The sequence below is a fragment of the Kitasatospora sp. Xyl93 genome (genome assembly GCF_055383135.1).
On sequence record NZ_AP029185.1, the window covers coordinates 7429645 to 7442069 of the forward strand.

At 74.6% G+C, this 12425-nt stretch carries 11 protein-coding genes and 1 pseudogene; 4 read left to right on the plus strand and 8 right to left on the minus strand.

The features are described 5' to 3' along the window. The first annotated feature begins 26 nt into the window (after window positions 1-26). Window positions 27-1388 (plus strand): tetratricopeptide repeat protein, encoded by a 1362-nt coding sequence (locus tag ACZ5GH_RS32290; RefSeq protein WP_464336046.1) that lies wholly within the window; start codon window positions 27-29, stop codon window positions 1386-1388. A gap of 89 nt (window positions 1389-1477) precedes the next feature. On the opposite strand, the pseudogene ACZ5GH_RS32295 reads toward ACZ5GH_RS32290, so the two are convergent. From ACZ5GH_RS32295 to ACZ5GH_RS32315, 5 genes and pseudogenes are all read right to left on the minus strand, one after another. After that, window positions 1478-2359, minus strand: a pseudogene (locus tag ACZ5GH_RS32295) (IS256 family transposase); the annotation flags it as partial. 111 nt (window positions 2360-2470) lie between these two features. Continuing rightward, window positions 2471-3736 (minus strand): NAD(P)/FAD-dependent oxidoreductase, encoded by a 1266-nt coding sequence (locus ACZ5GH_RS32300; protein ID WP_464336047.1) that lies wholly within the window; start codon window positions 3734-3736, stop codon window positions 2471-2473. Window positions 3737-3923: 187 nt separating this feature from the next. Then, window positions 3924-4355 (minus strand): nuclear transport factor 2 family protein, encoded by a 432-nt coding sequence (locus ACZ5GH_RS32305; RefSeq protein WP_387753842.1) that lies wholly within the window; start codon window positions 4353-4355, stop codon window positions 3924-3926. 7 nt (window positions 4356-4362) lie between these two features. Continuing rightward, window positions 4363-5166, minus strand: a complete 804-nt coding sequence (locus ACZ5GH_RS32310; protein WP_387753839.1) for an MBL fold metallo-hydrolase — start codon at window positions 5164-5166, stop codon at window positions 4363-4365. Window positions 5167-5346: 180 nt separating this feature from the next. Beyond that, window positions 5347-5934, minus strand: coding sequence for a hypothetical protein (locus tag ACZ5GH_RS32315; RefSeq protein WP_464336048.1), 588 nt, complete (start codon window positions 5932-5934; stop codon window positions 5347-5349). Window positions 5935-6098: 164 nt separating this feature from the next. Here ACZ5GH_RS32315 and ACZ5GH_RS32320 point away from each other — a divergent pair, with 164 nt between their 5' ends. The 3 genes from ACZ5GH_RS32320 to ACZ5GH_RS32330 all read left to right on the plus strand — a co-directional run bounded on the left by ACZ5GH_RS32320 (window position 6099) and on the right by ACZ5GH_RS32330 (window position 9479). Next, window positions 6099-6956, plus strand: coding sequence for a PhzF family phenazine biosynthesis protein (locus ACZ5GH_RS32320; RefSeq protein ID WP_387753835.1), 858 nt, complete (start codon window positions 6099-6101; stop codon window positions 6954-6956). 66 nt (window positions 6957-7022) lie between these two features. After that, window positions 7023-8549 (plus strand): phosphotransferase family protein, encoded by a 1527-nt coding sequence (locus ACZ5GH_RS32325; protein WP_464336049.1) that lies wholly within the window; start codon window positions 7023-7025, stop codon window positions 8547-8549. A 9-nt stretch (window positions 8550-8558) separates the two neighbouring features. After that, the gene (locus ACZ5GH_RS32330; RefSeq protein WP_464336050.1) at window positions 8559-9479 is read left to right on the plus strand and encodes a LysR family transcriptional regulator; all 921 of its coding nucleotides are present in this window, start codon (window positions 8559-8561) and stop codon (window positions 9477-9479) included. Between the two features lie 7 nt (window positions 9480-9486). Here ACZ5GH_RS32330 and ACZ5GH_RS32335 read toward each other — a convergent pair whose 3' ends face one another. The 3 genes from ACZ5GH_RS32335 to ACZ5GH_RS32345 form a co-directional block, all read right to left on the minus strand. After that, window positions 9487-10701 carry an MFS transporter gene (locus ACZ5GH_RS32335; RefSeq protein ID WP_464336051.1) on the minus strand — a complete coding sequence of 405 codons (1215 nt, stop codon included), beginning with the start codon at window positions 10699-10701 and terminating at the stop codon, window positions 9487-9489. A 176-nt stretch (window positions 10702-10877) separates the two neighbouring features. Next, a complete protein-coding gene (locus ACZ5GH_RS32340) occupies window positions 10878-11135 on the minus strand; it encodes a ferredoxin (RefSeq protein ID WP_387753827.1) in 258 nt (85 codons plus the stop codon). Next, window positions 11132-12346 carry a cytochrome P450 gene (locus ACZ5GH_RS32345; protein ID WP_387753825.1) on the minus strand — a complete coding sequence of 405 codons (1215 nt, stop codon included), beginning with the start codon at window positions 12344-12346 and terminating at the stop codon, window positions 11132-11134. Before ACZ5GH_RS32345 ends, ACZ5GH_RS32340 begins: the two co-directional genes overlap by 4 nt. Window positions 12347-12425: the final 79 nt, after the last annotated feature.

Below are 12425 nucleotides of genomic sequence, written 5' to 3' on the forward strand. Positions count from 1 at the left end.
TTCAAGATCGTTCCAGGGAGGTTGAGTTGACTGAACGACAGCAGCGCAACCAGCAGCTCGCCGCAGTCATCGAAGAATCCGGGTACACGTACGAAGCCCTCGCCAAGGCGATCCGCACGGTCGCAGCCGAAGCGGGAGAGCCGCTGCGCACCTCCCGCTCGGCCGTCCACTACTGGGTGGCCGGCGGCACGCCGACCGGCCGGACGCCGGGCTACCTCGCCGAAGCCCTCAGCCGGAAGCTCCGGCGCAAGGTGACGCCTGCCGAACTCGGCCTAGGCTGCGAACCGGTCGAGGACGCCATGCACCCCGATCCGTTGGCCGCCGCCGCCGATCTCAGGAGGCTCATCGTGCACCGCCGCCGGGACTTCCTCGCGCTCGCGTTCTCCACCGCCGCCGTCGCGCTCCCGCTCACCTACGACCACCAAGCCGCCGCCGCCATGCTCCGTGCCGTCGCCAACGGCGGGCGGATCGGGGCCGGCGAACTGGAGACCGTACGACAGTTCACCGAGATGTTCCGCACCGCCGACGAACGGCACGGCGGCGGCCACGGCCTGGCCGCCATCACCACCTACCTCGACGACGTCGTCACCCCCATGCTCCACGCGGGCGCCTTCCCGAACGATGAGATCCGCTGCGGTACCTTCGGCGCGGCCGCCGAGCTGGCCACCCTGATCGGCTGGAAATGCCACGATGCCGGCCGGGAGGGCGCCGCGCAGAAGTTCTACCTGCTCGCCCACCAGCTCGCCTGCGAGGGCGACCCCGCTGGACACGCGGCATGGACGATGCGCGCTCTCGTCCACCAGGCCCTCGACCTGAAACAGCCCACCGGCTGCGTCGACCTGGCTCACGCTGCCCTGGAGCGGGCGCGCGGAAAGGTCGACCCTCAGACCGAGGCACTGCTGCTGATCACGGCGGCCCGCGCCCACGGGGCGGACGGCGACAGCGCGACCGCCGCCAAGCTCATCCTCGCCGCCGAGGACGCCATGCTCGCAGGCGGCGCCGACACCATCCCCGCCTACGCCGCGGCCGCCGGCCCCGCCGTGGCCACCGTGGCCTCCCACACCGGCCGGACCCTGACCGCGATGAAGGACAACAAGGCCGCCGAGCGTCACTACCGCGCCGCCCTGGACAGCCGCCGACCAGAGACCTACCACCGCCTCCGCGGCACCACCCTCGCGAACATCGCCAAGGCCGTCGCAGCCCAAGGACGCTATGAGGAAGCCGTCGGACTGTGGAGCCAGAGCCTTGACCTGATGGACGGCGTCGCCTCCCGCCGCAACCGCACAGAGCTGGACACCATGCACTCCGCCCTCGGCCTCTACGCCAGGCGAGGAGTCCACGGCGCCGCCGAGCTCGCCCGCCGAGCCCAACTGCTGCGCGCGGACTGACCTACGCATTGACCAGCAGGAGGCCAATGAGCACGTTTATGAATTTTCTTGACATGGGTGGTCACGGGTTACGAATTGGAGGGAGGTTTGTCTCGCCGACGCATTGCGCTGGCGAGGGGTCTGTCCAATGAACCGGTGCAGGTCTGCGTGACGGCCTGCGGCCAGACCGCGGCGATGGCGTCCGGCAGGCCTTTGAGGCCGTCGCAGACGACCATGCAGACGTCTGCGACGCCGCGGTTCTTGATCTCGGGCAGCACGTGCAGCCGGTACTTGGCGCCCTCGCCGCCGTCGCCGGCCCACAACCCGAGGATCTCGCGGGTGCCCTCGACCGTGACCGCGAGCGCGACGTAGATCGGCCGGTTGGCGACCTGGCCGTCGCGAAGCTTCACATGCACGCAGTCGATGAACACCACCGGATAGACCGGGTCGAGCGGCCGGTTCTGCCACTCGGCCATGCCCTCGATCACCTGGTCGGTGATGGTGGAGATCGTCTGCCTGGACACGTCCGCGCCGTAGACCTCGGCCAGGTGCGCGGAGATCTCACCGTGCGTCAGGCCACGGGCGGACAGCGAGAGCACCATCTCGTCCACCCCGGACAGGCGCCGCCGGCGCTTGCGGACCAGTCGCGGCTCGAAGGAACCCTCGCGGTCGCGGGGTACCTCGATGGCGACCGGTCCGACCTCGGTCAGCACGGTCTTGGAACGGGTGCCGTTGCGCGAGTTCCCGCTGCCCGCGCCGGTCGGGTCGTGTTTCTCGTACCCGAGGTGGTCCGTCATCTCGCCCTCGAGGGCGGACTCCAGGGTCTTCTTCGTCAGCTGCTGCAGCAGGCCGCCGGCACCGGTGAGCTGCAGCCCGCTCGCGCGGACCCGGTCCACCAGCTGACCGATCAACTGCTCATCCAGCGCGTCCGACTGCAACTCCACCGGCCGCACAGCCTCGACGGCCTCGGCCGAGACGTTGACTTCCTTCATCAGGTGCTTCTCCTTGATCGGGAGTTACACCGTTCTTTTACAGACCCTCCCTCAGCGGTGAACGGACGGGGTCTTGGTTGGCTGCTCGTCGACCAGGGCTCGTGCCGTGTCTCAGACCTCGCCGAGGGGGATGCTCGGGTTCGCCAGGCGGTCGGCGTCCACCGTGCGCTCGGAGACGATCAGTTCGCGGATCGGGTCGGTGACGTCCCAGACGTTGACGTTCATCCCCGCGAGCACCCGGCCACCGGACAGCCAGAACGCGATGAACTCGCGGGTGGCCGGGTCGCCGCGGAACACCACCCGGTCGTAGCCGTCCGGCTCGACGTAGCCGACGTACTCCATCCCGAGGTCGTACTGGTCGGTGAAGAAGTACGGGATCCGGTCGTACACCGCGTCCGGCTGCCCGAGCAGGGCGCGGGCGGCGGTCTGCGGCTGGTTGAGCGCGTTGGCCCAGTGCTCGACCCGCACATGGGTGCCGAACAGCGGGTGGAAGGCGTTGGCGACGTCGCCGGCCGCGTAGACGTCCGGGTCCGAGGTGCGCAGGTGCTGGTCGGTCTTCACGCCGTCGTCGACCTCCAGCCCGGCCGCCTCGGCGAGGCCGGTGGCGGGGGCGATGCCGATGCCGACCACCACCGCGTCGGCCGCCACCGTCGTGCCGTCGGCGAGCCGCACGCCGCTCACCGTGCCGCCCCTACCGGTCAGTTCGGCCACCTTGACGCCGAGGCGCAGGTCCACGCCGTGCTCCCGGTGCAGGTCGGCGAAGACCTGGGCGACCTCCCGGCCGAGCACCCGCAGCAGCGGCAGTTCGAGGGCCTCCAGCACCGTCACCTCGGCGCCCGCCTCCCGGGCCGCGGCCGCCACCTCCAGCCCGATCCAGCCGGCGCCGATCACCGCGATCCGGGCCCCCGGCCGCAGCGCCGCCCTGATCCGGTCGCTGTCCTCGACCCGGCGCAGGTAGAGCACCCCGTCCTGGTCGGCGCCGGGCACCGGCAGCCGGCGCGGCACCGAGCCGGTGGTCAGCAGCAGCTTGGCGTACTCCACCTGGCCGTCGTCGGCGAGCGTCACGGTGTGCCCGGCCGGGTCGATCGCGGCCACCGCCGTGCCCAGCCGCAGCGTGACGTCGTGCTCCGCGTACCACTGCGGCGGGTGGACGTAGATCTTCTCCCGGGACGTCTTGCCCTGCAGGTATCCCTTGGACAGCGGCGGCCGCTCGTACGGGCGCTCGTGCTCCTCGCCGATCAGGACGATGCCGCCCCGGTACCCGGCCTCGCGCAGCGCCTCGGCGGCCTTCGCGCCGCCCAGGGACGCCCCGACGACGACGATCGGGCGCTCCCGCCGGCCGTCCGCCGCGGTGGTCCCGGTGTCCGTGCCCGCCATGCTCGACTCCTCGCTCTGCGGCCGTGGTCGGGGTCAGCCTGCCGCCGTCCGGGTGGTCTGTCGAGACCGCGCCGGGCGCGCCGCGCCGCGCTCGCCCGTACGAGTGAACGCGGCGCCTCGGCGCCCGGCCTCGGGCAGGTCTGCCGCGCTCCTCACGCGGCGCCGGCCGCCCGGCCCGGCGGCGGTCTCACGCGGTCATCGCGTCCCTGACCAGTGCGGTGTCGGTGAACTGTTCGAAGCGCACGATCCGGCCGCCGCGCACGGTGAAGCGGTGGGCGACCCGGACCGCGAGCGGCTTCCCGGTGGCCCGGTGCACGGCGGTGTAGCGGCCCAGCACCACGACGGTCTCGCCGTCCACCACGTAGGTGTCGTCGTGCGCCGTCCAGTCGTGCCACTCGGCGGCCAGCCGCTCCATCACGTTGGCGGTGACGCCCTTCGGGGTGCGGTAGGTGCCGGCCAGCGGGAACCCGGCCATCTCGGTCCACTCCACGTCCTCGGCCAGGGTGCTGCGCAGCGCGGCCAGGTCGCCCCGGGCGGAGGCCAGGTACTGGCGGCGCACCACGTCGGCGGGGGCGGGCGACTCGGCGAAGGACGCGGTGTCCCGGGGGATCTCGATCACCGTCCGCTCACCCCCACGCCATCTCGCCCATGACGACCTTGGTGCCGATGTCCGCCGCGATCCGCAGCCCCAGCTGCGGAAAGCGCCGCTCCAGCGCCTCCTTGGCGGCCGCCGCGTCCGGGGCCCGGCCGATCTCCGTCTCGAAGGCGCGCAGGTAGGCGCGGGTGTGGTCGATGGCGGTGTGGTCGGTGGGTGCGCCGGCGACCCGGTGGCCGGCCGCCACCCAGGTCGGCTGGAGCGCCTCGATGCCGTCCAGCAGGTCGATCCAGGCGGCCCGTTGGGTGGAGGTGGGGGTGTCGGCGGTCCACACGTGCAGGCCCTCGAAGAGCAGCACCCCGCCCAGCACGGCCCGGTGGTGGTGCTGCCAGAGGTAGTGCCGGTCCGGCAGGTGGAAGTCGGCGCCGCGCAGCTCGAAGCGGTGGCCCTCGAAGACCAGCTCGTCCCCGTGCATCACCTCGGGCCGCACCAGCCGGGTGGGCAGCTCCGGCCCCAGGTGCGCCCAGGCCCGCAGCTTGGGCTCGTAGGTCTCCTGGATGTGCTCGACGGTCGAGGCGGTGGCCAGGAAGCGGGCCTGCGGGAAGGCGTCCTGGACCTCCTGGGCGCCGAAGTAGAAGTCCGGGTCGCCGTGGCTGACGAAGACGGTGGTCAGCCGCTTGCCGGCGGCCGCGATCCGGTCCACCAGGCGGCGCCCGTCGGAGCGGGTGAACCCGGCGTCCACCAGCAGCGCGTCGTGCGGACCGGTTACCAGGACCGAGGTCTTGTTGAGCGAGCTGTCCGGGCTGTCGATGATCTCGAAGTCGAGTGCACTCATGCGCCCGCCCCGCTTCGCTCGGCAGGCGCTTCGCGCGATACGCGCCTGCTGGTCGTCCGCTCACTTCGTTCGCTCACGTTCGGTGTCCTTCCTCGGGGCCGGGCACGCCTCGCCGCCAGGATCGGGGGTCGGCGGCCCGTCCGCATCCGGAAGGGCTAAGGCACCGGTGACCCGGAAGGGCTAGGGCACGAGCGACGGGCCCTCACTGCGGGTCCAGAGCGCGAGGTCGCTGCTGGTGGCCACCGCGAGGGTGCGGCCGGTCGGGGAGAAGCCGGCCGCGCGGAAGGCGGACCAGTCGGAGTCGAGGACCGGCCACCAGCTCTCGCCGGGCTCGCCCTGCCACGGCCCCCGGCCGGTGGCGAGCAGCACCCGGTGGTGCGGCCACTCCGGGGCGGCCACCTCGACGTGCCAGCCGCCCTCGGCGGAGGTGTGCAGTCCGCCGCCCCACATCCCCGCCACCGGGACGCGCACGTCGGCGACCTGGCCGAGGCCGGGGCAGGCGAGGTCCGGGCCGTCCGGGTCCTTGGCGGGCTCGTGGTCGCGGGCCAGCTTGAGGCCGGTCACCGCGTCGAACAGGCCGTGGCCGCTGTGCGAGACCGTCAGCACCAGGTCGTGGCCGCTCTCCGGGTGGACGGCGAAACCGATGCCGAGCAGCCCGCCGACGGCGATCGGCCCCCCGCCGACCGGCCGCCACGGCTCCGGCGGGGAGGTCACCCCGGCGGCCGTGATCCGGTCGCGGAGCTGCTGCTGGTAAGGGGTCAGGGCCATGCGGACGATCATCCCATCCGGCGGCCCGCCCCGGCGGCGGACCGGGCGCGGGCGGTACACCCTCCACGGGCTCGACCCGGCGGGCGGCGCCCGGCTCGGACTCCCCCGGGACGGTGCCGCGGTGAGCGGGGAACAGTGATCGCCGCGCGCGCGTTCCTCCGGTCATGACCGACGACGCCGCTCCCGAGATCCTCCGCTACGCCGCCTTCGCCACCCGCCCCGAGGGCGGCAACCCGGCCGGCGTGGTACTCGACGCCACCGGGCTGACCGACGAGCGGATGCTCGCCGTCGCCGCCGAGGTCGGGTACTCCGAGACCGCCTTCCTCACCCCCGGACCGGCCGAAGGGACCTACCGCGTACGGTACTTCAGCCCGCTCGCCGAGGTGCCGTTCTGCGGCCACGCGACGGTCGGCTCCGCCGTCGCCCTGGCCGAGCGCACCGGCCCCGGGCAGTACGTCTTCGCGACCGCGGCCGGGGACGTCCCGGTCGAGGTCGAGCGCGGCGCCGACGGACTGCTGCGCGCCACCCTCACCAGCGTCGAGCCGAAGGTCGAGGAGGTGCCGGCGGCCGACGTGGCGGAGGCGCTCGCCCTGCTCGGCTGGTCCGCCGCGGACCTCGACCCGGCCCTGCCGCCCCGGCTCGCCTACGCCGGCGCCCGGCACCTCGTCCTGGCGGTCGCCACCCGCGAGCGGCTGGCCCGGCTCGACTACGACTTCGACGGCCTCGCCGACCACATGCGCGCCCGCGACCTGACCACCCTGCAGCTCGCCTGGCGGGAGGCCCCCGAGGTCTTCCACGTCCGCGACCCGTTCCCGGTCGGCGGCGTGGTCGAGGACCCGGCCACCGGCGCCGCCGCGGCCGCCTTCGGCGCGTACCTGCGGGACCTCGGCGCGGTGACGGCCCCGGCGGTGCTGACGCTCCACCAGGGTGACGACCTGGGCCGTCCGGGCCTGCTGCGGGTCGAACTGCGGGCCGGGGACACCCGGGTGCGGGTCTCCGGCACGGCGGTGGCCATCGGCTAGCGCCGCCTCCGGCCCTCTGAGCGGGGCCGAACCCCTCGGTGCAGGCCGCCTCCGGAAGAAGCTCCCGTGCTCGACCCCGCGCTCAAGCGATCGCTCCGGCAACTGCGTTCGGTGCGGGCGCGCAGACCCGACGGGAGCGACCCGGCCCGCCTCGCCGGTTGGCGGGAGGAGACGGCGGAGGCCCTGGACGAGTTGGCCCTCCGGCTCGTCTTTGCGTCCGACCGGGCGCGGGCCGCGGCGGAGGCGGAGCGCGAACGGGCGCGGGCCGCGGCCCTCCGGTCGGCGGGCGCGGAAAATCGGTCGCGCCCGTCCGCCCTGGTGGGCGAAGCTGCTCCGATGCAGCGAGCGAGCAACCGGACCGTGACGGTCGATCTGACGTACGGCGACGAGTACTTCGGGCAGCTGGGCCCCTTCGAGGTGGAACTCGGCTGGTGGTCCTCCGTGGACGAGGTGGTCGCCCGGGCGACGGAAGCGGCTGGGGTGCCGGTGCTGGTGGCGCGGTTGGTCGAGGGGCGGAGCGGGGAGCCCGGCCACGGCGGGCGGGTGCGCTACCACGCCGAGGCGCTGCGCCGGCCGACCGGGATCGAGCCCGGGGCCCCGGACGGCGGCACGGCCGCGCTGCTCGGCCCCGCGGAGCACCGGGCAGCCTGGGCCACGCCCGCCGGGCTGCGGGAGGCGCTGGCCTGGGCGGAGGCGGAACTCGCCGCCGTCGGCCGCCCGTTGGCCGCGCCCGCGCGGCAGGTCCGGACGTGGAACCTCTCCGGCCTCTTCCGCCTGCCCACCTCCACCGGGGCCGACGCCTGGCTGAAGACCACGACGCCCGCGTTCAACGCCCGGGAGGGCGAGGTCATCGCGCTGTTCGGCAGCGTCGACCCCCGGCTCGTCCCCACCGTCCTCGCCGCCGACGCCCCGACGGGGCGGCTGCTGCTCGACCACGTCCCCGGCGAGGACTGCTGGAGCCCGTCCGCCGGGACCGTCGCCGAGGTCGTCCCCCGGCTCGTCGCCGCCCAGGCGGCGCTCGCCGACCGCCCGGCCGACCTGGCCGGCCTGCGCGACCGCACCCCCCGCGCCCTGGCGGCCCAGCTGACGGCGCGGCTGGACCGGCTCGCCGAGGAGACCGACCTGACGCCCGAGGAGTTGGAGCGCCTGGCCGGCTTCGCCGCCGAACTGCCCGGGCTGTTGGACCGGCTCGCCGGCTGCGGCCTGCCCGAGACGCTGCTGCACGGCGACTTCCACCCCGGCAACTGGCGCTCCGACGGCACGGGCACGGTGGTCGTCGACTACAGCGACTCCTGCCTCGGCCACCCGGCCCTGGACGGTTTGCGCCCGCGCGCCTACCTCGGCGAGGAGGCCTGGCAGCACCACGCCCGGGTGTGGACGGAGGCCTGGCGGCGGCACGCCCCCGGCTCCGACCCGGGGCGCGCCCTCGAACTCGCCGAGCCGCTCTACCACCTGTCCTACGCCCTGCGGTACCAGGAGTTCCTGGACCACATCGAGCCGAGCGAACGCCCGTACCACGAGGGCGACCCGGCCGCCGAGCTCCGCGCCCTGCTGGCCTGCCGGCCCGCGGACCGGCAGGCCGGCCGGGCGTAGACTGCCGGGGTGGAACGACCGACGCCGGCCCCCGGAGCCTCCGGGACAGCCGTCCTGCCCGAGCTGCCGTTGCAGGAGCTGGAGTGCTTCTCCGTCCTCGTCCACCAGTTGCACTTCGGGCGGACGGCGGAGCGCCTCGGCGTCTCGCAGGGGCGGGTGTCCCAGCTGATCAAGCGGCTGGAGAGCCGGGTCGGCGCCCCGGTGTTCCGACGGACCAGCCGCCGCGTGGAGTTGACCGCGCTGGGACGGGCGCTGGCCGAGCAGGTGGTGCCCGCCTTCGAGCGGCTGCGGGAGGGGTACGAGGCCGCCCGGGCCGGAGCGGCCACCGCCCGGCCGCTGCGGCTGGGCTTCCAGTGCGCGGTGTACGAGCCGGTGGCCCGGGTGATCGCGAGCCTGCCGGAGGGTACGGCGCGGCTGGTCGAACTGCCGTGGGCGGACCCGTTCTCGCAGCTCGCCCGCGGTGAGATCGACCTGGCCATCGTGCTCGCCCCGTGCCGGGAGCCGGGGCTGGAGGTGCTGCTGGAGTTCTCCCGGCAGCCGGTGTACGTGGCGTTCTCCGCGGCGCGGCGCCTCGGCGGGGCGGACGGGGTGAGCGCCGAGGAGCTGGCCGCGCTGCCGCTGGTCGAGCCGCGCGGCCCGGCGCCCGAGTACTGGCGGCGGGTGAACGCGCCCCGGCGGACGCCGGACGGACGGGAGCTGTGCTACCCGGCGGGTGCGGCCACCATCCAGGAGGGACTGTCGATGGTGGCCAGCACCGGCCAGGGGCTGCTGCTGTGCGAGCGCAGCACGACGTACGTCCAGCGGCCGGACATCCGCTTCCTGCCGGTGCCCGAGCTGGAGCCGACCGCGCTGGAGGTGGTCCGGAACGAGCGGCGGCCGCACCGGCTGGCGGCGGAGTTCGTCGAACTGCTGGCCGGGCACGTCGACTGAGCCCGGGCTACACCGGCTGCCGGCCCTGCCGGCCGGGCCGCCGCTCGCGCGGCCGGGTGAGCAGGGCGAGCAGCAGCCCGACGGCCGCCAGTCCGGCCGCGGTGAACAGGACCGCGCGGTTCCCGGCCCGGTCGACGACCAGGCCGCCGACGAAGGAGCCGAGCGCGATGCTCGCGTTGAACACGCCCGCCCAGACCGCCGCCGAGGCCTCGAACCGGGCCGGGGCGGCGGTGCGGACCCAGGTCTGGGTGGAGACCGACACCCCGCCGTACGAGGCGCCCCAGATGACCAGGACGAGCAGCACGGCGACGACGCCGGTGGCGTACGCGAGCAGGGCGGCGGCCAGGGCGACGCCGCTGAGGGCGAGGGCGACGGCCGTCTTCGGGCGGCGCCCGGACAGCGGGCCGAGGGTGAAGTTCCCGGCGACGCCCGCGAGTCCGTACACCAGCAGGCAGGCGGCGAGCACGCCGCTGCCGAGGCCCGCCTCGGCTTCCAGGACCGGCCGGACGTAGGTGTAGCCGGCGAAGTGGCCGAGCACGACGAGGCCGGTGATCGCGATCCCGGCGGCGACGCCCCGGTGGCGCAGCGCGCCGGCCAGTCCGCCGAGCCGTCCGCGCTCGTGCGCGGGCAGCGCGGGCAGCGTGGCGGCGAGCACGGCGGCGGACCCGGCGCCGAGCAGGGCGAGCGCCCAGAACGCGGCGCGCCAGTCGAGCAGGGCCGCCAGGTAGGTGCCCAGCGGGACGCCGAGGACGGAGGCGATGGAGATGCCGGAGAAGACCAGTGTCATGGCGAGCGCGATCCGCGGACCGTCGGCGAGGCGCGGACCGATGCCGGCGGCGAGGCCCCAGACGATGCCCATGGCGACGCCGAGCAGGACGCGTCCGGCGGCCAGGACGGCGAAGTCCGGTGCCAGCGCGGTCACCGCGTCGGCCAGGGCGAGGAGCAGCATGAAGGCGACCAGGACGGTCCGGCGGTCGCGCCGGCCGACGAGCAGCGGGGCGAACGGGGAGAGGACGGCGGCGATCAGGCCGGTGATGGTGAGGGACAGGCCGGTGACCCCGTCGGTGACCCCGAGGCTGCGGGACATCGGGGTGAGCAGGCCGACCGGCATCATCTCGGAGGACACCACGGTGAAGGTGGCGAGCGCGACGGCGAGGACCGGGGACCAGCGCAGGCCGGTGGATGAACCGGCCGGTGGGGCAAGGGTTTCGGCGTTCGTCATGCGGCCAGCTCACCAGCCGGCGAAGGGGCCGAACAAGATCGATGAGCTCATCGACCCATTAGCCGGGCTCATCGATCAGTCGGCGTGCCGGAGGTTCCCGGTGGCGCCCGTCGCCGTCGCCGCCGTCGCCGCCGTCGCCGTCGTCGGCGGAGCGGGCGGGCGCCACCGGGGCGGACTCACTCCGCGGGGTCGATCCGGTAGCCGCCGCGGGCCGAGTGGAGGCTGAGCGCCTCCACCGGGCAGAAGTCCACCGCCTCGCTCAGCCCGTCCGTCAACTCCGCGCCGCCGTCCGCGTACTCGGCCAGCGGTGCGGCCAGCCCGTCGGCGCCCAGGGCCAGCGAGTCGGGGGCGCTGCGGGCGCACATCCCGGAGCCGATGCAGCGGTCCCGGTCGACCCGGACGAGCACCGGCTCGGTGTCGGCGCGGCCCGTCACCAGACCACCCGCAGGGCGTTCGGGCTGCGGGTGAGCAGACCGCGCCGCCAGTCGATCAGCTCGACCGGGTCGGCCAGCCGCAGGGCGGGCAGCCGGCGGGCCAGCCGGTGCAGGGCGAGCTCCAGCTCCATCCGGGCCAGCCAGGCGCCCAGGCAGTGGTGCGGCCCGGCGCCGAAGGTGAGCGTGGGCGCGGCCAGCGGGGAGAACAGCTCGGTGCGCAGGTCCTGGGTGAAGACCGACGGGTCGTGGTTGGCGGCGGCGGCGTCGGCGGCGACCACGCTGCCGGCCGGGATGACCACGCCGCCGATCTCGACGTCCTCGACGGTGCGGCGCATCAGTCCGGGCATGTGCTCCTGGGCGTCGCCGAGCGGGACGGCGCGCAGCAGCTGCTCGGTCGCGGCGGCGGCGCCGGCCTCGTCGGCCGCGAGCCGCTGCCAGGCCTCGCGGCCGTCCTGGAGCAGGTAGACCAGGGCGTTGCCGAGGCTGGTCATGGTGGTCTCGTGCCCGGCCACGACCAGGCCGATGACCAGCGCGACCAGCTGGCCCTCGGTGATCGAGCCGTCCTCGGCGGCGGCCGCGAGCAGACTGCTCACCAGGTCCTCGCCGGGGGCGGCGCGGCGTTCGGCGATCACCTCGGCGCCGAAGGCGGCGAACTCGGTCATCGCGGTGACGATCTCGTCGGCGCTGTGGGCGGTGATGGAGAGCGCGTGGTCGCTCCAGTGCGCGAGCCGGTTGCCGTCCAGGTTGTCCAGGCCCATCAGCCGGCTGATCACCGCCACCGGCAGTGGGCGGGAGTAGCCGGCGATGATGTCGGCGGGGGAGCCGTGGTCGATCAGCTCGTCGATCAGCGACTCGACCACCGAGGCCACCCAGGGCCGCCAGCGTTCGATCGCGCGCGGGGTGAAGGCCCGCTGCACGGTGCGGCGCAGCCGCTGGTGCTCGGTGCCGTCGATGTTCAGCATTCCCTGCGGGTCGTCCAGGATGTTGGGCGTGACCGTGATCGGCGGGGCGTCCGGCGCGTAGAGCGGGGCGCGGCCCAGCCGCGGGTCGGTCAGCACCTGGCGCACGTCGGCGTGCCGGCTGACCAGCCAGACCGGCGTGCCGGTGGGCAGCGCGGCGAGGCGGGGCGGACCGGGTTCGAGCCGGCGCATGCAGTGCAGCGGGGGGAGCGGGGCGGTACCGGCGCTGGTCGCACTGTTCTCGGTGGACATCCGTACTCCAGACTCCAGAGCGGTGGGCCGCGGGGTGCGGCCCGACGGGGGGTGGATCCGGGGATGGTGCAGGGGGACG